Below are 19,225 nucleotides of genomic sequence, written 5' to 3' on the forward strand. Positions count from 1 at the left end.
CCCGCGTCGGACAACGCATCCTGGCCCTGACCGCCGCCATCTGGCACAACCGGGCCAACACCACAGCCCTGACCAGGTCACTCATCGCCTACGACCACTGACCAGCACTTCGGACTTACTCGTCTAGCTCTTACTGAAGAGGGAGATCCCGTCCCGTCGGGCGACCATGCGGTAGCCGGGCACGTCCGGGGTGGCGGCTTCCATCGCCTTGCCGGCGGCGCAGTCCGGGTCGCTGGGGTCGGTGTCGTCGTAGATCAGCCACTGGGGCGGCTCGGACGGCGGGAAGGACCGGGGGAAGAGGCATATCTCGCTGACGGTGGCGCGGTCGGCGAGCTGGGCGGCCAGGCGGTTGGACGCGGCCACGGTCGCGCCGTCGGGGATCTCGGCGAGCAACTCGTCCGCCGTCCTGACGTGGGCGGACTCGCTCCAGGTGCGCGGGAGCACGAGTTCGTGCAGGGGGTGGGTGAAGAAGGTGACGGCGGTGGTGACCGCGCCGATGACGCAGGCGGGCAGGAACGCGCGCGCGGTCACCCGGCCCGTGGCGACGGCGTGGACGGCGGCGGCGAAGGCGACGGGCATGAGGACGGCGCTGTAGTGGAAGTCCGTCCCCCAGTGGAAGGGGTTCGGCGAGGTGAAGCGCCAGGCCAGCGTCGGCAGGGTGACGAGCAGGAGCGGGGAGCGGAGGGCGAGGAATCCGGTGGGGGCGACGATCATGAGGACCGTGAGCCACTTGACCGGCGGCCAGAAGGCCTCGGCGGCCTGCATCAGCAGGCCCGTCTCCTCGGGGGTCGGGGCGGGCCAGTAGGCGAACTTCCCGACGGGATTGAAGTACGGGAGGATCACCAGCATCTCCAGGGCCGTCGCGGCGGCCCCGAAGGCGGCGACGGCGAGCCCCGCGGTCCGCGGCCCCTTCCAGGCCACGTAGGCGCCGATCGCGGCGACCGTGAGACCGAGGTCCTCCTTGACCAGCACCAGCGGAAGCGACCAGAGGAGGGCCGCGCGCCAGTTCTGCCGCCCGGCGGCGCAGAGGGAGAGCGTCAGCAGCGGTACGGCGAGGGCGACTTCGTGGAAGTCGAAGGAGATCAGCTTGGCGAGGCCCCAGGAAGCCCCGTACGAGACACCGATCCAGTAGGCGAATTTCCGGCCCCTGGCCTCGTACGCCCACTTCATCAAGGGGGTTATGGAAAAGGCGACGAGGGCCGCCTGGCAGACGAGCAGCGTATAGCTGGACGGAAATGCCCGATAAGCCGGAGCGAGCAGGGCGAGGATCGGGTGGAAGTGGTCACCGAGGGTGTTGTATTCGGGCCCTTTCAGGGGCGAATACGGAGCAGAGAGTTCCGAATAGGACTTCACGATCTGCGTGAAGATGCCCAGGTCGTAGCCCGTGGAGAGGTTCGCCGCGTGGCGCCGTAGCGACAGGAGCAGATACGCCAGGAAGAAAGCACCGGCGACCAGGTACGCGGGCTTCGAGAATGTCCCCGCCGGGGCCTGCCGTGATTCCCGTACGGCTGTCCCGGTGACCCCTGCCCCCGCGCGCCGCTGAAGCGTGTCGACCGAGATATTCGGGTTGTTCATGTCAGCAGGGAAACCTAACAGGGAGGCAAAGGTCCATCAGGGTAGCACCGGCACCTATCGACGGGACGAGCCGGAACCGGTCAGTACCCGCTCGCGCTCCGGCCGGTCCGCCGGGACGGGGATCCGGACCACGACGGCCTCCGTCACCGTGTGACGCCACAGCGTGCGGCAGGCCGAGAAGGCGGCGGCCACGAGCAGGCCGTTGCGCAGGAACAGGACCGCGAGGCCCAGCGGATCGCTCTCCGTCACGTGCCAGAACCAGACGGGGAACTCGAACTGCGTCACGGCGGTCGCCCACAGCACCAGGTGGGCGGGGCGGCGCATCCTGCTCGACCGGTAGGCGAGGCAGACCGCGGCGAGACCGAACAGCCAGATCATGTACTGGGGCGAGATCACCCGGCTCGTCACGGTGAAGAGCAGCACCGCCACGAACGCCGCGTCCGCCATCGTCGAGGAGACGAAGCGGCGGGCCCTGAACCGCCACAGCGCCAGCCAGCCGAAGGCCGCGACCGTCATGCCCATCGCGCCGGCCGAGACCCACGAGACGTACGGGCCGATGAACTCCATCGAGCCGTAGTTCATCCGTGCCACGCCGTCCCAACCGAAGTGCCTGGCCACGTGGAAGACCGTCGCGCCCAGCGACTCGACCTCCGTGCCCCGCTCGCTCTGGTAGGAGAGGAAGGCCAGCGACCCCGGCATCCACACCACGCACCACAGCAGGACCGCGGCACCCGCGCCCGCCGCCACCCGCCAGGAGCGCCAGGTCACCGGCCCCTTCGGGGTACCCGCGAGCAGCAGCGCCGGCCACACCTTGAGCACCGCGCCGAAACCGGCGAGCACACCGAGCGTCCGAGGGCTGCGGACGGCGGCGAGCAGGGCCGCCACGGCGACGGCGGCCACCATGATGTCGTAGCGGGCGTACGCGGTCGGGCCGAGCAGCGGCACCGCCGCCAGCCACAGCCAGGCGCCCCGCATCGACCGGCCGGGACGGCGGCCCGTACGCACGAGGAGCCCGAAGACGAAGGCGTCGCACAGGAACGCCAGGGAGAAGAAGGCGGCCGTGTAGCCGAGGAACGGCAGCAGTGCGGGCGCGAGGACCGCGAACGCGGCGGCCGGCGGGTACTGCCAGGTCGCGTCGTCCAGCGGGTACGTCCCGGACCTCAGGACCTCGGACCAGCCCTGGTAGATCTCCCCGACCTCGCACGTCACGTCGGGGCCCGGGACCACCACGACCTTGAAGGCGCACAGCAGCACGATGATCCGGGTGAGACCCCAGAGGAAGAGGGGGAGCCGCAGGTGTATCCAGGAGTCGTTGCCCGCCGCACCCGTCATGACCGTCCTGGTTCCTGTCCTGTCGGCTCGTTCGTACGGGAGGAAGTGGTGGTGCCGGGCGGTGCGCGCGCTCGCGGTACTGTCGGCCACGATGCACAAGACCCTGATCGTAACCAACGACTTCCCGCCGCGTCCCGGCGGAATCCAGGCCTTCCTGCACAACATGGCGCTCCGCCTGGATCCCGATCGGATCGTGGTCTACGCCTCCACGTGGAAGCGCAGCCGCGAAGGGATCGAGGCGACGGCCGCGTTCGACGCCGAACAGCCTTTCACGGTCGTCCGGGATCGCACCACCATGCTGCTGCCGACCCCTCGGGTCACGGCCCGCGCCACCGCGCTGCTGCGCGAACACGGCTGTGAGTCCGTGTGGTTCGGTGCCGCCGCACCGCTCGGTCTGATGGCTCCGGCCCTGGGCAGGGCGGGAGCGCGGCGGCTCGTCGCCACCACGCACGGCCATGAGGCGGGCTGGGCCCAACTCCCCGCTTCCCGGCAGCTGTTGCGCCGGATCGGCGAGGGCACGGACACGATCACGTACCTCGGCGAGTACACCCGATCCCGGATCGCGGCGGCCCTCACGCCCGCCGCCGCCGACCGGATGGTGCAGCTCCCGCCGGGGGTGGACGAGAAGACCTTCCACCCCGGCTCGGGCGGCGCCGAGGTCCGAGCCCGGCTCGGGCTCAGCGACCGTCCCGTCGTCGTCTGCGTCTCCCGGCTCGTCCCGCGCAAGGGCCAGGACACCCTTCTCAGGGCGATGCCGCGAATCCTGGCCCGGGTGCCGGACGCGGTCCTCCTGATCGTCGGCGGCGGCCCGTACGAGAAGGATCTGCGGCGCCTCGCCGCGGAGACCGGTGTGGCCGGATCCGTACGGTTCACCGGCGCCGTCCCCTGGTCGGAACTCCCCGCCCACTACGGGGCCGGCGACGTCTTCGCCATGCCCTGCCGCACCCGGCGCGGCGGCCTCGACGTGGAGGGCCTCGGCATCGTCTATCTGGAGGCCTCGGCCACCGGGCTTCCGGTCGTCGCCGGCGACTCCGGCGGCGCCCCCGACGCCGTCCTCGACGGCGAGACCGGTTGGGTCGTCCGCGGTGACGTCCCGGAGGACACCGCCGACCGCGTCACGACCCTCCTCCTCGACCCCGAACTGCGGGCGCGGATGGGGGAGCGGGGTCGTGCCTGGGTCGAGGAGAAGTGGCGCTGGGACCTGCTGGCGGAGCGTCTCAGGGAGCTGCTGTAGCGGACGGCTCGCGCGTCATGACGTAGCTGCTGCCGCTGTCGGGGTCGCCGAAGAAGAAGAACAGGACGGGCTTGCGTCGTTCGTCGCGGTCCACGTAGAAGCGCCAGGTGTAGGTGGTGGGCGCGTCCGTGCCGTCCGGCAGGGGCATGGTCGCGTCGGCCCGGTGGTCGACCTTGGTGCGCGCGGTGAGTTCCAGGCGCACCTCCTGCCCGTCCCGGTCGTCGGTGAGGGACCAGGTGCCCTGGCCGGAGAGCCGCCAGCCCTGGTCGAAGTCGAAGTCCTCGCCGTCGAGCCGGGTGACGGTCGCCGTCCCGTCCGGGCGCAGCGTCATCGCTGTGCCCTCCGTGGACTCCCAGGCCCCGGCGACCTCGGCCGCTGTGGCGTCGTGGACGTCCGTCCCCGCGTAGTACTGGGCCGGCCCGGCGAGGCAGGCGGTCAGGGTGGCGAGCAGGGCCGCCACCGCCCCGTACCTCGTGAGCGCGCGCGCCGCGTTTCCCCTCGTGGTCTTCACGTGAGGCATCCTGCCACCCGGAGTTGAACGTGTTCAAGTCCGAGGGGTGGGAGGAGTGTGCCCGGGCGCCGCCGGGGCGGAAGGCGAGCAGCGCGAAACGGCCGGAGGCCCGGAGCGACATCGCTCCGGGCCTCCGGCCGGACAGTGCACCCGCCGAGGGCCTCAGCCCTGGTAGATCGCCTCGATCTCGTCCGCGAAGTCCTTCGCCACCACGTTCCGCTTCAGCTTCAGGGACGGCGTGATGTGGCCCGCCTCCTCGGTGAACTGGGCCGGCAGGATACGGAACTTGCGGACCGACTCGGCCTTGGAGACCGCCGCGTTGCCGTCGTCGACCGCCCGCTGGACCTCCGCCATGAGCTCCGCGTCGTCACGGAGCGAGGCCGCCGTCGAACCCGCCGGCTTGCCGTGCTCGGCGGCCCAGCGGCCGAGGAACTCCTCGTCGATGGTGACGAGCGCGCCCACGAACGGGCGCCCGTCGCCGACCACCATGCACTCCGCGACCAGCGCGTGCGCCCGGATCCGGTCCTCGATGACCGCCGGCGCGACGTTCTTGCCGCCCGCCGTCACCAGGATCTCCTTCTTGCGGCCGGTGATCGCGAGGTAGCCGTCCTCGTCGAGCGTGCCGATGTCACCCGTGTGGAACCAGCCGTCCGCCAGCGCCTCGGCCGTCGCCGCCGGATTGTTCCAGTACTCCGTGAAGATGTGCTCGCCGTGCAGCAGCACCTCGCCGTCGTCGGCGATCCGCACCACCGAACCCGGCAGGGGCTGGCCGACCGTGCCGATCTTCTGCCGGTCCCACGGATTGAACGCCGTCGCCGCGCACGACTCCGTCAGGCCGTAGCCCTCCAGGACCGTGAAGCCGATGCCCCGGAAGAAGTGGCCGAGCCGCTCGCCCAGCGGCGCGCCGCCCGAGATCGCGTACTCGCCGCGCCCGCCGAGCACCGCTCGCAGCTTGCTGAAGACCAGCTTGTCGAAGACCTTGTGCTTCAGCTTGAGCCCGAGGGACGGGCCCTGCGGGGTGCCGATCGCCCGGCTGTACGCGATGGCCGTGTGCGCGGCCTTGTCGAAGATCTTGCCCTTGCCGTCGGCCTGGGCCTTCGCCCGCGCCGAGTTGTAGACCTTCTCGAAGACCCGCGGCACGCCCAGGATCAGCGTCGGCCGGAACGAGGCCAGCTCGTCGGTGAGGTTCTTGATGTCCGGGACGCAGCCGAGCCGGATCGGCGCCATCACGGACGCGACCTCGACGAGCCGCCCGAAGACGTGCGCGGCCGGCAGGAACAGCAGCACCGAGCACTCGCCCGTACGGAAGAGGGGCTTCAGCCGCTCCACCACGTTGCCGCACTCGGCGAAGAAGGCCCGGTGGGTCAGGACGCAGCCCTTGGGGCGGCCGGTCGTGCCCGAGGTGTAGACGATCGTCGCCGGGTCGTCCGCGTTCGCCGCCGACATGCGCGCGTCGAGCAGCTCGTCCGAGACGTCCGCGCCGGTGGCCGTGAGCCGCGCGACCGCGTCGTCCTCGATCTGCCAGACGCCCTTGAGCTCGGGCAGGTTCGCGCGTACGGACTCCACCGAGGCCAGGTGCGCGGCGCTCTCGACGAGCGCCAGGGTCGCGCCCGAGTCGCCGAGGATCCACTGGATCTGCTCCGGCGAGCTCGTCTCGTACACGGGCACGGTGACCGCGCCCGCGCTCCAGATCGCGAAGTCGAGCAGGACCCACTCGTAACGCGTGCGGGAGAGCAGTGCGACCCGGTCGCCCGGCTCCACGCCCGCGGCGATCAGGCCCTTGGCGGCCCCGCGGACCTCCGCGAGGAACCGGGTGGCGGTGACGTCCGTCCAGACGCCGTCGACCTTGCGCCCCATCACGGCGACGTCTGGATGCTGGGAGGCGTTGCGGCGGATGAGATCCGTCAGGTTGCCGTCCGCGGGGACCTCGTACAGGGCCGGAAGGCTGAACTCGCGCAAGACTGCTGCTCCTCATCGGGCGCCGGCGCCACGGCTCTGTGTGATGCACCGGTGAAGTCCATGTTCGGGCAGGTGCTCAGTGGGGATGAGCACGACTGGACTGCCCGGACGTTACCCACCAGTACGCGGTTCCCGATAGGGGGTCCCGACCAGATGTTCCGTGCGTCACACATATGTGGCGGTGCTCTGCGCACAGTAATCCACCTGTTTCGCGACTCCCAAGTAACCGCAGGTGACACCCCCTAAGGTGGGCTCATGCGAGTCCATGTGGTCAGTGACGTACACGGCAACGCCGACGACCTCGCCAAGGCCGGAGAGGGCGCCGACGCCCTGATATGCCTCGGTGACCTGGTCCTCTTCCTCGACTACGCCGACCACAGCCGCGGGATCTTCCCCGACCTCTTCGGCACCGAGAACGCCGACCGGCTGGTCGAGCTGCGCACCGCCCGCCGCTTCGACGAGGCCCGTGACCTGGGGCGCCGCCTCTGGGCCGGGCTCGACGTCGACCGGGACACCGCCATCGAGGCCGCCGTGCGCCGCCAGTACGCCGAACTCTTCGCCGCCTTCCCCACCCCCACGTACGCCACCTACGGCAACGTCGACATCCCCCGGCTCTGGCCCGACTTCGCCGGGCCGGGCACGACCGTCCTCGACGGCGAGCGGATCGAGCTCGGCGGCCTCACCGTCGGCTTCGTCGGCGGCGGCCTGCGCACCCCCATGCGCACTCCGTACGAGATCTCGGACGAGGAGTACGCGGCGAAGGTCGAGGCGCTCGGGGACGTCGACGTCCTCTGCTCCCACATCCCGCCGGACGTGCCGGACCTGACCTACGACACCGTCGCCCGCCGCTTCGAGCGCGGCAGCCGGGCCCTGCTCGACGCGATCCACCGCGTCCGGCCCCGCTACGCCCTCTTCGGCCACGTCCACCAGCCGCTCGCGCGGCGCATGCGGATCGGCGCGACCGAGTGCGTGAACGTCGGCCACTTCGCCTCGACCGGCACACCCTTCGCGCTGGAGTGGTGACGGGGCCGGAGTCGGGGCGCGATAGCCTGCCGTAGGCACGACTGTGCCCTTTCACTTCCGCCGGACCGCACCGTGGAGGAGCCACCGCGATGGCCGAACACACCAGCTCGAGCATCACCATCGAGGCGGCACCGGCCGACGTCATGGGTGTGATCGCCGACTTCGCCCGCTACCCCGAGTGGACCGGCGAGGTGAAGGAGGCCGAGGTCCTGGAGACCGACGGCTCCGGCCGCGCGGAGAAGGTCCGGCTGCTCCTCGACGCCGGCGCCATCAAGGACGACCACACCCTCGCCTACACCTGGACCGGCGCCAACGAGGTCAGCTGGACCCTCGTCAAGTCGCAGATGCTCCGCTCCCTCGACGGCTCCTACCGGCTCGCCCCGCTCGACGGCGCCCGCACCGAAGTCACCTACCAGCTCACCGTCGACGTCAAGATCCCCATGCTCGGCATGATCAAGCGCAAGGCCGAGAAGGTCATCATCGACCGCGCCCTCGCCGGCCTGAAGAAGCGCGTCGAATCCGGCGCGTGACCCCTCGGAGGGCGCGGGTAACGTCCTCCGCATGCGGATCATCCTTGTCACAGGGCCCGGCGGCGCGGGGCGCACCACCGTCGCCGCCGCGACCGCCCTCGCGGAGGCGGGCGCGGGGAAGCGGGTGGCGCTCCTCTCCGAGGACGCCGACGCGAGCGTGGAAGGCGCAGGGCTCACGGTGCTGCGGCCCGATCCCGCGGCCGACTTCCGACGGGAGTTCCTCGGGTTCCAGGCGAGGTCGGCGGCCGCACTCGACCTCCTCGGTGCCGCGCCGTTCGAGGACGCGGAGCTGACGGAGCTGCCCGGCAGCCGACAGTTCGCGCTGCTGAGAGCGGTGCGCGACGCGGCCCGCGGCGATCACGACGTCGCCGTCGTCGACCTGCCGCCGACGGCGGACGCGCTCGCCGTCCTCGCGCTGCCCGAGCAGCTCCGCCGCTATGTGCGCCGCCTCCTCCCGCCCGAGCGGCAGGCCGCCCGCGCCCTGCGCCCGATGCTGGCGCAGCTCGCCGGCGTCCCGATGCCCGCGCAGTGGCTGTACGAGACGACCGGGCGCTGGGAGGCGGAGCTCGCCGCCGTCCAGGCAGTCGTCGAGGCCCCCGGGACCGGCGTCCGGCTCGTGTTCGAACCCGGCCCCGCCGCCGTCCGGGCCGTGCGCACCGCACGGCTGGGGCTCGCCCTCCAGGGCCTCGCGCTGGAGGCCGTCGTCGCCAACCGGCTGCTGCCCGCCGCGTCGGAGGACCCCTGGCTCGCCGGACTCACCGCCGAGCAGCACCGGCACCTGGCCGAGCTCCGTACCGCCACCGACGTCCTGTACGAGCTCCCGCACCTCGGGCGGGAGCCGCGCGGAGCCGAGGACCTCGCCCTCCTCGCGCCCGTACGGCCGGACGCCCCGCCCGTGCCCGTACCGCGCTGGCCCGTCGAGGACCGGCGGGACGAGGACGGCGTGCTCGTCTGGCACATCGCCCTGCCGGGCGCCGTCAAGGAGGAACTCGCGCTCGTCCGGCGCGGCGACGAACTGCTGCTGACCGTCGGACCCTTCCGCCGCAACATCCCCCTGCCGGGCGCCCTGCGCCGCTGCACCGTCACCGGGGCGGGCCTCGTCGACGGGGACCTCCGCGTGCGCTTCACACCCGACCCGGGACTGTGGCCGCGCAGTTCCTGAGGCCGTGTACCGTCGAAGTACCAGCCAGTGAGGAGTGCGCCATGAGCGATTCGGACGCCTGGGCCAAAGCGTGCGCCGAGGACCTGGACGCGGAGAAGGCCCGCCGCAGGGCGCAGCGCGGGGCGGAGCCGGGCTCGCCCACCGAGGAGTTCCGCAAGCTCTTCGAGGCCGTCGCCGACAAGGTCTCCGGTGGCCTCGGGAACCCCCTCGCGGGCCAGGCCGTGCAGACCGTGCAGCAGCTCGTCAACCAGGCGAAGGCCGTCGTCGAGCCCGTCGTCGAGCGCAACCCGCAGGTCTTCGACCACCTCGCCGCCGCAGGCAGCGAACTCCTCGCCGCCTACCGCTCGGCCGTCGAGGGCCACGAGACCCGCTGGACCCGGGGCGGCCCCGTGGCCGAGGACGACCCGCGCCGCGAAGCCGACGGGCCCCGGCCGGACGCCGACGAGCCGCGCAAGGACGACGAAGGGCCCGGAACCGGCCAGCACATCGACCTTGACTGATCAGTAGCCGTCCCGCCCTCGGGTACGGTGGGCCTTAGCGGGGCTCGACCGAAAACTGAGGGACACATGGGACTCACCATCGGCGTCGACATCGGCGGCACGAAGATCGCGGCCGGCGTGGTCGACGAGGACGGCAAGATCCTCGACACGCACAAGGTGCCCACCCCGCCGACCCCCGAGGGGATCGTCGACGCGATCAGCGCTGCCGTCTCCGAGGCCGGCAAGGGCCACTCGATCGAGGCCGTCGGCATCGGCGCCGCGGGCTACGTCGACGACAAGCGTGCCACCGTCCTCTTCGCGCCGAACATCGACTGGCGCCACGAGCCGCTCAAGGACAAGGTCGAGCAGCGGGTCGGCCTGCCCGTCGTCGTCGAGAACGACGCCAACGCCGCGGCCTGGGGCGAGTACAGGTTCGGCGCCGGCCAGGGCCACGAGGACGTCATCTGCATCACCCTCGGCACCGGCCTCGGCGGCGGCATCATCATCGGCAACAAGCTGCGCCGCGGTCGCTTCGGCGTGGCCGCCGAATTCGGCCACATCAGGGTCGTCCCCGACGGCCTGCTGTGCGGCTGCGGCAGCCAGGGCTGCTGGGAGCAGTACGCCTCCGGTCGCGCGCTCGTCCGGTACGCCAAGCAGCGCGCCAACGCCACCCCGGAGCGGGCGGAGATCCTGCTCGGTCTCGGCGACGGCACCCCGGAGGGCATCGAGGGCAAGCACGTCAGCCAGGCCGCCCGCGCCGGCGACCCGGTCGCCGTCGACTCCTTCCGCGAGCTGGCCCGCTGGGCCGGCGCCGGCCTGGCCGACCTGGCCTCGCTCTTCGACCCGTCGGCGTTCATCGTCGGCGGCGGCGTCTCGGACGAGGGCGACCTCGTCCTCGACCCGATCCGCAAGTCCTTCCGGCGCTGGCTGATCGGCGGCCAGTGGCGTCCGCACGCCCAGGTCCTCGCCGCCCAGCTCGGCAACAAGGCCGGCCTCGTCGGCGCCGCGGACCTGGCCCGCCAGGGCTGACCGCCGCACGAAGAAGCCCTCGAAGGCATACGCCGACCGCCCGCCGCGTCCCCACGGACCCGGCGGGCGGTCGGCGTATGTTGCCCGGCATGGCGATCAGCGCACTGCCCGAGTCGAGCACCGGGGACGACGGGTCGGCCGTCCTCCGGGTCATGAGCTACAACGTCCGCTCCCTGCGCGACGACGAGGACGCCCTCGCCCGGGTCATCCGCGCCTGCGCCCCTGACGTCGTCCTCGTCCAGGAGGCCCCGCGCTTCTTCCGCTGGCGCAAGCACGCCGCCCGGCTCGCCGCCAGGAGCAACCTCGTCGTCCTGGGCGGCGGCGCCCCCGCGGCCGGACCCCTGCTGCTCTGCTCCCTGCGCGCCACCGTCGAACGCACCGAGGACGTCCTGCTGCCGCTCACCCCCGGCCTCCACCGCCGCGGCCTGGCGACCGCCGTCGTCCGCTTCGCCGGGGCCCGGGTCGGGCTGATCAGCTGCCATCTGAGCCTGCGGAAGGACGAGCGGTACGCCCAGGCAGGCATGGTCCTCGACCGGGTCGCCGCCCTGGGCACCCCGTACACGATCGTCGCCGGCGACCTGAACGAACGCCCCGGCGGTCCCGCCTTCACGCGGCTGACCACGGAACTCCGGGACGGCTGGGAGGCAGCGCCCTGGGGCGGCGAGCACACCTGGACCCCCGGCGACCCCCACCAGCGCATCGACGCGATCCTGGCCACGCCGGGCGTCGAGTTCCTCGGCTGCGGCGTCCCCCCGCACCTCGACCCGGCGGACCTGCGGGCCGCCACCGACCACCTGCCGGTCCTCGCGGCGGTCCGCGTCCCCGCGACGGACTGAACGGCAGGCGCCGGTGCCCGCGCCACGTCTCCGGCGGCCGGAGCCCGGCGCGGCCGCCCTACACCCGTGCGCCTACCGGTGCGAGGGCGGCGCCGGGAGGGTCAGACGACCGCCCCGCGGCCCGGGTCGTCGAAGCCGTCGTCATCGTCGTCGTGCTTCATGCGGCCGACCAGGGTGGCGAAACCGCCCAGGAAGCCGCCGATGCAGAGGGTCGTCAGCCACCAGGTCATGTCCCACTGGAGGAGGACGGCCACCAGCATGAGGACCGGGCCGCCGACCACGGCGAGCCAGGCGAACCTGGTCGTCACGTCGGCCTCGGGCAGCGGGGGCGGCTCCGGCGGGACGAAGTGGCCCTCGTCGGAACCGCCCGCGGCGTCGTCCGGTTCGGCGGGCGCGTAGTCACGGGGTCCGGCGGGCCGCACCCCGGGCGCGAAGACGATCGAGCTGCCCAGCGCGGGCCGCTCCGGCCCGTCACCGGCCTCGGGCCCGTCGCCCGCCTCGGGAGCGTCGTCCGTCCCGGGCCCGCCCTCCGTCCCGGGCTCGTCCGAGGCCTTCGGCGGGGTCGTGTCCCCGGTGTTCGGCCGCGGCTTCCAGGGCGTGCCCTTCCCGACCGCGGGCCTCGGCCGCACGGGCCGGACCTCCCCGTCGGGCTCGTCGCCGTCCTCGTCCTCGGGCTCCGGCAGCGCCAGGTTCTCTATCGGCCGGAACGGCTTCGCCCCCGGCGGGTCCGCGGGCTCCTGGCCGTACCCGGCGACGATGGCGGCCCAGGCCGCCTCCTCGTCGATGGGCTGCGGCTCCCGCTCGCCGCCGTCCTGCTGTTCAGCCACCGCTCCTGCTCCCCTTTCCGTCGACAAGACCCGGCGCGAGGCGCTCGACGAAGGCCAGGCTCTCGTCGAAGATCCGCTCCGCGTCATGGTCCAACGTCGCGACGTGGTAGCTCTGTTCCAGCAGGATCTCCCGGACGTCGGTCGAGGAGATGCGGGAGAGGATCCGGGCCGAGTCGTCGGGCGGCACGACGTGGTCCTGGGGGCTGTGCAGCAGCACCACCGGCTGCGTGACCTGCGGAAGCTCCCCGTCCACGGTCCTGAAGAACTGGCGCAGGGAGTGCGCCGCGTGCAGCGGCACCCGGTCGTAGCCGACCTCGGCCACGCCCTCCTTGGCGATGTCGCTCGCGATGCCCTTGGTCGACGGGACCAGGTGCCGGACCACCGGCAGCGCGTGGGCCGCCAGGCCGTGCACCTTGTTCCCCGGGTTGACCAGGACGATGCCCTTCACCGCGTCCCCGTACCGGGCCGCGAGCCGCAGGGTCAGCGCCCCGCCCATGGAGAGGCCGAAGACGAAGACGGTCGTGCACCGGTCCAGGAGCTCGCGCAGCGCCCGGTCCACCTCCGCGTACCAGTCGTGCCAGGTGGTGACCTGCATGTCCTGCCAGCGGGTCCCGTGGCCGGGCAGCAGCGGCACCGACACCGTCAGCCCGCGCTCGGCCAGATACTCGGCCCACGGGCGCATCGACTGCGGGGAACCGGTGAATCCGTGACAGAGAAGGACGCCGACCTCTCCGCCTTCATGGCGGTACGGCTCGGCTCCGGGAAGGACCGGCACCGGGGTCTCCTGTTCGTTGCGACTCCGGCGTGTTCGGGGGCGCCGGAGCGACGGAAGATGGGGAAGGACCTTCACGTTACGCGACCGGACCGACACCGACCAGGGCCGTAGCGGAGGGCGTACGTCGGTACGGGATAAAGTCGGGGCCACGGCACACGGAAGGCATGGCGAGTTGATCTACGGCGCAATGAAGTTCTCCCTCGGAGGGTCTCTGAAGCTTGCCTTCCGGCCCTGGGTGGAGGGTCTGGAGAACATTCCCGCCGAAGGGCCGGCGATCCTGGCGAGCAACCACCTCTCCTTCTCGGACTCCTTCTTCCTCCCCGCCGTCCTCGACCGCAAGGTCACCTTCATCGCCAAGGCCGAGTACTTCACGACGCCCGGCGTGAAGGGCAAGCTCACCGCCGCCTTCTTCAAGGGCGTCGGCCAGCTCCCGGTGGACCGTTCGGGCGCCCGCGGCGCCGGCGAGGCGGCCATCAAGGCCGGCATCGAGGTCATCGAGGGCGGCGGCCTCTTCGGCATCTACCCCGAGGGCACCCGTTCGCCCGACGGCCGCCTCTACCGGGGCAAGCCCGGCGGTCTCGCCCGCGTGGCCCTGGCCACCGGCGCGCCGGTGATCCCGGTCGCCATGATCGACACCGAGAAGATCCAGCCGCCCGGCAAGGTCGTCCCCAAGCTGATGCGCCCCGGGATCCGGATCGGCAAGCCGCTGGACTTCACCCGCTACCAGGGCATGGAGGGGGACCGCTTCATCCTCCGCTCGGTGACCGACGAGGTCATGTACGAGATCATGAAGCTGTCCGGCCAGGAGTACGTCGACATCTACGCGACCGCCGCCAAGCGGCAGATCGCGGACGCGGAGAAGGCGGCCAAGGAGGCCGTCAAGGCCGAGATCGCCGCTCGGGAAGAGTCCGGCGCGTAGCTCCCCGCGAGGGTTTTCCAGGGGTGGGGGAGATGGCCAAGCGCGAGCGTGTCGTGCGCATGTCGGTCGAGCAGCCGCTGTGGCGGGCGCTGACCGGCTACCGCGTCCTGACGATGGTCTACGCGGTCCTGCTGTTCGTGTTCGGCCGGAGCGCGTTCGAGCGACCCTGGATCGTCGTCGGCTACCTGGCGGTGCTGTGCGTCTGGACCCTCGTCACCCTCCCCAAGGTGGCGAACGCGGCCAGCTGCACCAAGCGCTTCCTCGTCGCCGACCTCACCATCGCCCTCGTCGGCATCCTCCTCACCCCGCTCGCCGACGCCCAGGCCCAGACCGTCGACGGCCCCACGCTGCCGTCGATATGGACCGCGGGCTCCGTCCTCGCGTACGCGATCAAGGGCGGCTGGCGCTGGGCCGGAGTCGCCTCCTCCCTGGTCGCCGTCGCCAACATCGTCGAGCGCGGCCACCCCAGCCGCGACACCCTCCACAACGTGCTGCTCGTCTGCGTCGCCTCCATCGCCATCGGCTACGTCGTCGAGGTCGCCCGCGCCTCCGAGCGCACCCTCGCCCGCGCCCTGGAGATCGAGGCCGCCACCCGGGAACGGGAACGGCTCGCCCGCGACATCCACGACAGCGTCCTCCAGGTCCTCGCCATGGTGCAGCGGCGCGGCACCGCCCTCGGCGGCGAGGCCGCCGAACTCGGCCGGATGGCGGGGGAGCAGGAAGTGGCGCTCCGCACCCTCGTCGCCGGCGGGCTCGCCCGCCCCAGCCTGGTCTCCGAGGACGAGTCCGAAGGGGCGGTCGTCCGGATCGTCGAGGTCGACGAGGAGCCCGGCGACGACACACCCGTCGACCTGCGCCTGCTCCTCGCCCCGCGCGCCGGGGCCCGCGTCACCCTCTCCGAGCCGGGCGCCCCGGTCCTGCTGCCGGCGCCCGCCGCCCGGGAGCTGGCCGCCGCGGTCGGCGCCGCCCTGGACAATGTGCGGGTGCACGCGGGCGACGACGCCTGCGCGTGGATCCTGGTCGAGGACTGGCCGGACGAGGTGATCGTCACCGTCAGGGACGACGGCCCCGGCATCCCCGAGGGCCGTCTCACCCAGGCCGAGGGCGAGGGCCGGATGGGCGTCGCCCTCTCCATCCGGGGCCGGCTGCGGGATCTGGGCGGCACGGCCGAGCTGATCTCGGTACCGGGCCAGGGCACGGAAGTCGAGTTGAAGGTCCCACGGGGAAAGGCAGGGGAGAAGTGAGCGAGCAGCAGGCCGAGCGCCGGATCAGGGTGATGGTCGTCGACGACCATCCGATGTGGCGGGACGCGGTCGCCCGCGACCTCGCCGAGGCGGGGTTCGACGTGGTCGCCACCGCGGGCGACGGAGAGCAGGCCGTACGCCGGGCCACGGCGGCGACGCCCGACGTCCTCGTCCTGGACCTCAACCTGCCGGTCAAACCGGGCGTCCAGGTCTGCAAGGAACTGGTCGGCGCGCACCCGGGCCTACGCGTCCTCGTCCTCTCGGCGAGCGGCGAGCACGCCGACGTCCTGGAGGCGGTCAAGTCCGGCGCCACCGGCTACCTCCTCAAGTCGGCCAGTACGGAGGAGCTGACCGACGCCGTGCGGCGCACCGCCGTCGGCGACCCCGTCTTCACCCCCGGTCTCGCCGGGCTCGTCCTCGGCGAGTACCGCCGGCTCGCCTCCGAGCCCGCCCCGGCGGCCGGCGGCGGCGAACCGAAGGCCCCGCAGCTGACCGAGCGCGAGACCGAGGTCCTGCGGCTCGTCGCCAAGGGCCTCAGCTACAAGCAGATCGCCGAGCGCCTGGTGATCTCGCACCGGACGGTGCAGAACCACGTGCAGAACACCCTAGGCAAGCTCCAGCTGCACAACCGGGTGGAGCTCGTCCGGTACGCCATCGAGCGCGGGCTCGACGACGCCTGAGACGCCCGGCGGGGCGCTGGGCCGTATATTCGCGATATTCGTGCATATGCGGCCCAAGGCGACGAGGGGAAATCCGTGGAGATCCTGGCATTCGGCGTGCAGGCGGACGAGGAGCCCCTCATCGAGAAGGCGTTCGAGGGCCACCACGACGTCCGCTCCCTGAACGTCTTCCTCACCGAGGACACCGCCCCCATCGCGGCCGGCTACGAGACCGTCTCCACCAGCGTCAACTGCAGCCTCGACCACCGGGTCCTGCAGACCATCGCCGCCGGCGGCACCCGGATGATCGCCCAGCGCTCCACGGGCTTCAACAACATCGACCTGGACGTCGCCGAACGCCTCGGCCTCACCGTCGCCCGCGTCTCGAACTACTCGCCCTACTCCGTCGCCGAGTTCGCCTGGACCCTCGCGATGGCCGTCAACCGCCGCATCACCCGCGCCTCCATCCGCACGCGCGACTTCGACTTCCGCCTCGACGGGCTGATGGGCCGCGACCTGCGCGGCCGTACCGTCGGCGTCCTCGGCACCGGCAAGATCGGCGAGGCCTTCACCCGGATCGCCCACGGCTTCGGCATGAAGCTGCTCGGCTGGGACGTCGCCGAGAACCCCGCCTGCGCCGCGCTCGGCATGACGTACGTCGAGAAGGAGCGGCTCTTCGCCGAGGCCGACCTCATCAGCCTCCACGTACCGCTGCTCCCCGCCACCCGGCACCTCATCGACGCCGCCGCCCTCGCGTCCATGAAGAACGACGCGATCCTGGTGAACACCAGCCGCGGCGGACTCGTCGACACCGATGCCCTCGTCACCGAGCTCCGGGCCGGCCGCTTCGCCGGCGTCGGCCTGGACGTTTACGAGGCGGAGGCCGGGCTCTTCTTCCTCGACAAGTCCCTTGAGGTCGTCGAGGACGACACCCTCGCCCGCCTCGTCACCTTCCCGAACGTCCTGGTCACCTCGCACCAGGCCTACTACACCGTCGACGCGGTCGGCCAGATCATCGACACCACGGTCCGGAACGTCCTCGACTACACCGCCGGGCGGCGCAGCGAGAACGTCCTGGTCCCGAGGGACGCTCCCGCTGCCTAGACCAGTACCCCGGCGAGGAGCGAGGCCGTCAGGGCCGCACCGTCCATCGTGAGCACCGACTCCGGGTGGAACTGGACGCCCGCGAAGCCCGGTCCGCGCAGCGCGTGGACCTCGCCCGTGTCCTCGTCGCGGCTGACCTCGATCCGGTGCAGGGCGAGTTCCGTCGCGGACCGGTCGTCGCAGCGGGCCGTGAAGCTGTTGTAGAAGCCGACGGTCCGCTCCTGTCCGAAGAGGTCGATCCTCAACTGGGCCCCCTGGAAGGGGGTCCGCTTGCGGACGATCTCCAGGCCGAGCTCGGCGGCGATCAGCTCGTGCCCGAGGCAGACGCCGAGCAGGCCGTGGCGGTGGTCCCGCACCAGCTCGGCCGTCAGGGCGCGCAGGAAGCGCATCTTGGGGTCGGCGGTGTCCGAGGGGTTCCCGGGGCCGGGGCCGAGCACGACGGGCCCCTCGTGGGCGAGCGCCAGCTCCCGCAGTCCCGGCTCGTCGTAGCGGAGCACCGACACCTCGAGGCCCGACGAGCGCAGCACGTGCGCCAGCATCGCCGTGAACGTGTCCTCGGCGTCGATCACGAGCGCGTGCCCGGCCAGCTCCGCCGACCTGACCTGCATCTTCAGCCAGAACGGCGCGAGGTCCGCCCGGCGCGCGTCCAGGGCGGCCCGCACCCGGGGATCGTCCGCGAGCCGCACGGGCGCCGGGGCGTCGCCGCCGGCCGGCCGGCCCTCCCGCACACCGAGCGCGGTGAGCACTCCGGCGGCCTTGGCGTGCGTCTCGGCCACCTCGCCGGCGGGTTCCGAGTGCCGGACGAGGGTCGCCCCGACGGGCACCCGCAGCCGCCCTCCCGCGTCGATGTCGGCGGTGCGGATGAGGATGGGGGAGTCGAGCGTCTGCGCCCCGCTCTCGTCCGTGCCGAGCAGCGCGAGCGCGCCCGCGTAGTAGCCGCGGCCGCCGGTCTCGTGACGCTCGATCACCCGGCAGGCGTTCTGGACGGGCGAGCCGGTGACGGTCGCCGCGAACATCGTCTCCCGCAGCACCTCCCGCACGTCGAGCGAGGACCGTCCGCGCAACTCGTACTCGGTATGCGCGAGATGGGCCATCTCCTTCAGGCGCGGGCCGATCACCACCCCGCCCATGTCGCCCACCGTGCACATCATCTTCAGCTCCTCGTCGACCACCATGGAGAGCTCCTCCGTCTCCTTGCGGTCGGCGAGGAAGGCGAGCAGGCCCTCGGCGGTCGGGGCGTCACCGGCCGGGTAGCGGTACGTGCCGCTGATCGGGTTCATCACGACCGTCCCGCCCGACATCCGCACGTGCACCTCGGGGCTGGCCCCGACGAGCGTCCGGTCGCCGGTGTGCACGACGAACGTCCAGTACGCGCCCCGCTCGCCCGCGAGCAGCCGCCGGAACAGGGCGAGCGCGTCGGCCCGCCCGAAGCCGTGGATCTCGCCGGTGTAGGTGCGCCGGATGACGAAGTTCGCCCCCTCGCCCGAGCCGATCTCCTCGTCGATGACCCGGCGCACCGTCCCGGCGTACTCCTCGTCGGAGACGTCGAACCGGCCGTCCTCGACCGTCACGTCGTGCGCGGGAAGCGCTTCGAGGGCGTCGGTGAGCGCCAGCTCGTACGACTCCTCGGCGACGAGCACGGAGAGCGGGGTGCCGTCGTCACGGACGTCGAAGCCGCGCTCCCGGATCTGCCGGAAGGGCACGAGCGCGAGCGTCGGGAGTGGTCCCACCGGCAGGTCCGCGAGGCGCTCGGCCTCGTGGACGGGGCCGATCAGGACCTCGACGGTGTCGTGGTCGCGGCCCGGGGTGCGCCTGCGCAGCAGGGCGAAGGGAGGGCAGTCGTCGTCGAGGAGACGGGAGAGGTCCATGGGGTGCGTCGTTCCTTCCGGTGGAGTGCGGAGGGGAACGGCCCGGGTACGAGAAAGGCCGCCCCTCGGGGCGGCCTGTGTGCGTTCGCTGTACGCGCAGTCAGTGGGCCGCCGGATGAGCGGTCCACCACCAGTTCTGGATCTGAGGCGCGAACATGC

The 19,225-nt window shown here is 72.2% G+C and carries 19 protein-coding genes and 1 pseudogene; 12 read left to right on the forward strand and 8 right to left on the reverse strand.

Annotation, left to right across the window (positions count from 1 at the left end; translation table 11 throughout):
* Positions 1-101, forward strand: a pseudogene (locus tag MRBLMG1_RS37475) (IS982 family transposase); the annotation flags it as partial.
* A 22-nt stretch (positions 102-123) separates the two neighbouring features.
* Here MRBLMG1_RS37475 and MRBLMG1_RS26670 read toward each other — a convergent pair.
* Together MRBLMG1_RS26670 and MRBLMG1_RS26675 are read right to left on the reverse strand one after the other, a co-directional pair.
* Positions 124-1,575, reverse strand: a complete 1,452-nt coding sequence (locus MRBLMG1_RS26670; protein WP_367826664.1) for a DUF2079 domain-containing protein — start codon at positions 1,573-1,575, stop codon at positions 124-126.
* A 54-nt stretch (positions 1,576-1,629) separates the two neighbouring features.
* Positions 1,630-2,907: a glycosyltransferase 87 family protein gene (locus tag MRBLMG1_RS26675; RefSeq protein WP_367826704.1), complete on the reverse strand. Its 1,278-nt coding sequence runs from the start codon at positions 2,905-2,907 to the stop codon at positions 1,630-1,632.
* 91 nt (positions 2,908-2,998) lie between these two features.
* On the opposite strand from MRBLMG1_RS26675, the gene MRBLMG1_RS26680 reads away from it, so the two are divergent.
* On the forward strand, positions 2,999-4,141 hold the full coding sequence (locus MRBLMG1_RS26680) for a glycosyltransferase family 4 protein (protein ID WP_367826665.1): 1,143 nt from the start codon (positions 2,999-3,001) through the stop codon (positions 4,139-4,141).
* On the opposite strand, the gene MRBLMG1_RS26685 is transcribed toward MRBLMG1_RS26680, so the two are convergent.
* Together MRBLMG1_RS26685 and MRBLMG1_RS26690 are read right to left on the reverse strand one after the other, a co-directional pair.
* Entirely contained in the window at positions 4,125-4,652 is a 528-nt protein-coding gene (locus tag MRBLMG1_RS26685; RefSeq protein WP_367826666.1) for a hypothetical protein, read from the reverse strand. The two genes, MRBLMG1_RS26680 and MRBLMG1_RS26685, sit on opposite strands and share 17 nt — an antisense overlap.
* 162 nt (positions 4,653-4,814) lie before the next feature.
* Positions 4,815-6,611 carry an AMP-dependent synthetase/ligase gene (locus MRBLMG1_RS26690; RefSeq protein ID WP_367826667.1) on the reverse strand — a complete coding sequence of 599 codons (1,797 nt, stop codon included), beginning with the start codon at positions 6,609-6,611 and terminating at the stop codon, positions 4,815-4,817.
* Positions 6,612-6,866: 255 nt separating this feature from the next.
* Between MRBLMG1_RS26690 and MRBLMG1_RS26695 the strand changes: the two genes are divergently transcribed.
* The 6 genes from MRBLMG1_RS26695 (at position 6,867) to MRBLMG1_RS26720 (ending at position 11,670) form a co-directional block, all read left to right on the forward strand.
* The gene (locus MRBLMG1_RS26695; RefSeq protein WP_367826668.1) at positions 6,867-7,634 is read left to right on the forward strand and encodes a metallophosphoesterase family protein; all 768 of its coding nucleotides are present in this window, start codon (positions 6,867-6,869) and stop codon (positions 7,632-7,634) included.
* Between the two features lie 89 nt (positions 7,635-7,723).
* On the forward strand, positions 7,724-8,164 hold the full coding sequence (locus tag MRBLMG1_RS26700) for an SRPBCC family protein (RefSeq protein ID WP_367826669.1): 441 nt from the start codon (positions 7,724-7,726) through the stop codon (positions 8,162-8,164).
* Positions 8,165-8,195: 31 nt separating this feature from the next.
* Entirely contained in the window at positions 8,196-9,326 is a 1,131-nt protein-coding gene (locus tag MRBLMG1_RS26705; RefSeq protein WP_367826670.1) for an ArsA family ATPase, read from the forward strand.
* A gap of 41 nt (positions 9,327-9,367) precedes the next feature.
* A complete protein-coding gene (locus MRBLMG1_RS26710; RefSeq protein ID WP_367826671.1) occupies positions 9,368-9,826 on the forward strand; it encodes a DUF5304 domain-containing protein in 459 nt (152 codons plus the stop codon).
* A 66-nt stretch (positions 9,827-9,892) separates the two neighbouring features.
* A complete protein-coding gene (locus tag MRBLMG1_RS26715) occupies positions 9,893-10,834 on the forward strand; it encodes an ROK family glucokinase (RefSeq protein WP_367826672.1) in 942 nt (313 codons plus the stop codon).
* An 89-nt stretch (positions 10,835-10,923) separates the two neighbouring features.
* Positions 10,924-11,670, forward strand: coding sequence for an endonuclease/exonuclease/phosphatase family protein (locus tag MRBLMG1_RS26720; protein ID WP_367826673.1), 747 nt, complete (start codon positions 10,924-10,926; stop codon positions 11,668-11,670).
* A gap of 101 nt (positions 11,671-11,771) precedes the next feature.
* On the opposite strand, the gene MRBLMG1_RS26725 is transcribed toward MRBLMG1_RS26720, so the two are convergent.
* Together MRBLMG1_RS26725 and MRBLMG1_RS26730 are read right to left on the reverse strand one after the other, a co-directional pair.
* Positions 11,772-12,497, reverse strand: coding sequence for a hypothetical protein (locus MRBLMG1_RS26725; RefSeq protein ID WP_367826674.1), 726 nt, complete (start codon positions 12,495-12,497; stop codon positions 11,772-11,774).
* On the reverse strand, positions 12,490-13,272 hold the full coding sequence (locus tag MRBLMG1_RS26730; RefSeq protein ID WP_367826675.1) for an alpha/beta hydrolase: 783 nt from the start codon (positions 13,270-13,272) through the stop codon (positions 12,490-12,492). The genes MRBLMG1_RS26725 and MRBLMG1_RS26730 overlap by 8 nt, the downstream gene beginning before the upstream one ends.
* A 187-nt stretch (positions 13,273-13,459) precedes the next feature.
* On the opposite strand from MRBLMG1_RS26730, the gene MRBLMG1_RS26735 reads away from it, so the two are divergent.
* From MRBLMG1_RS26735 to MRBLMG1_RS26750, 4 genes are all read left to right on the forward strand, one after another.
* Positions 13,460-14,191 (forward strand): lysophospholipid acyltransferase family protein, encoded by a 732-nt coding sequence (locus tag MRBLMG1_RS26735; protein ID WP_370468176.1) that lies wholly within the window; start codon positions 13,460-13,462, stop codon positions 14,189-14,191.
* A 32-nt stretch (positions 14,192-14,223) separates the two neighbouring features.
* Positions 14,224-15,435: a MacS family sensor histidine kinase gene (gene macS / locus MRBLMG1_RS26740; protein ID WP_367826676.1), complete on the forward strand. Its 1,212-nt coding sequence runs from the start codon at positions 14,224-14,226 to the stop codon at positions 15,433-15,435.
* A 32-nt stretch (positions 15,436-15,467) separates the two neighbouring features.
* Positions 15,468-16,115 carry a response regulator gene (locus tag MRBLMG1_RS26745; RefSeq protein WP_414721648.1) on the forward strand — a complete coding sequence of 216 codons (648 nt, stop codon included), beginning with the start codon at positions 15,468-15,470 and terminating at the stop codon, positions 16,113-16,115.
* A 75-nt stretch (positions 16,116-16,190) separates the two neighbouring features.
* Entirely contained in the window at positions 16,191-17,198 is a 1,008-nt protein-coding gene (locus tag MRBLMG1_RS26750; protein ID WP_367826678.1) for a 2-hydroxyacid dehydrogenase, read from the forward strand.
* Here MRBLMG1_RS26750 and MRBLMG1_RS26755 read toward each other — a convergent pair.
* Together MRBLMG1_RS26755 and MRBLMG1_RS26760 are read right to left on the reverse strand one after the other, a co-directional pair.
* Positions 17,195-19,066 (reverse strand): anthranilate synthase family protein, encoded by a 1,872-nt coding sequence (locus MRBLMG1_RS26755; RefSeq protein ID WP_367826679.1) that lies wholly within the window; start codon positions 19,064-19,066, stop codon positions 17,195-17,197. The genes MRBLMG1_RS26750 and MRBLMG1_RS26755 overlap by 4 nt on opposite strands.
* 100 nt (positions 19,067-19,166) lie before the next feature.
* On the reverse strand, positions 19,167-19,223 hold the full coding sequence (locus MRBLMG1_RS26760) for a trp operon leader peptide (protein WP_071892416.1): 57 nt from the start codon (positions 19,221-19,223) through the stop codon (positions 19,167-19,169).
* Positions 19,224-19,225: the final 2 nt, after the last annotated feature.

Origin of the sequence: Streptomyces sp. LMG1-1-1.1 (assembly GCF_040815545.1) — a bacterium.
In the GTDB taxonomy this organism is placed as follows: Bacteria; Actinomycetota; Actinomycetes; order Streptomycetales; family Streptomycetaceae; genus Streptomyces.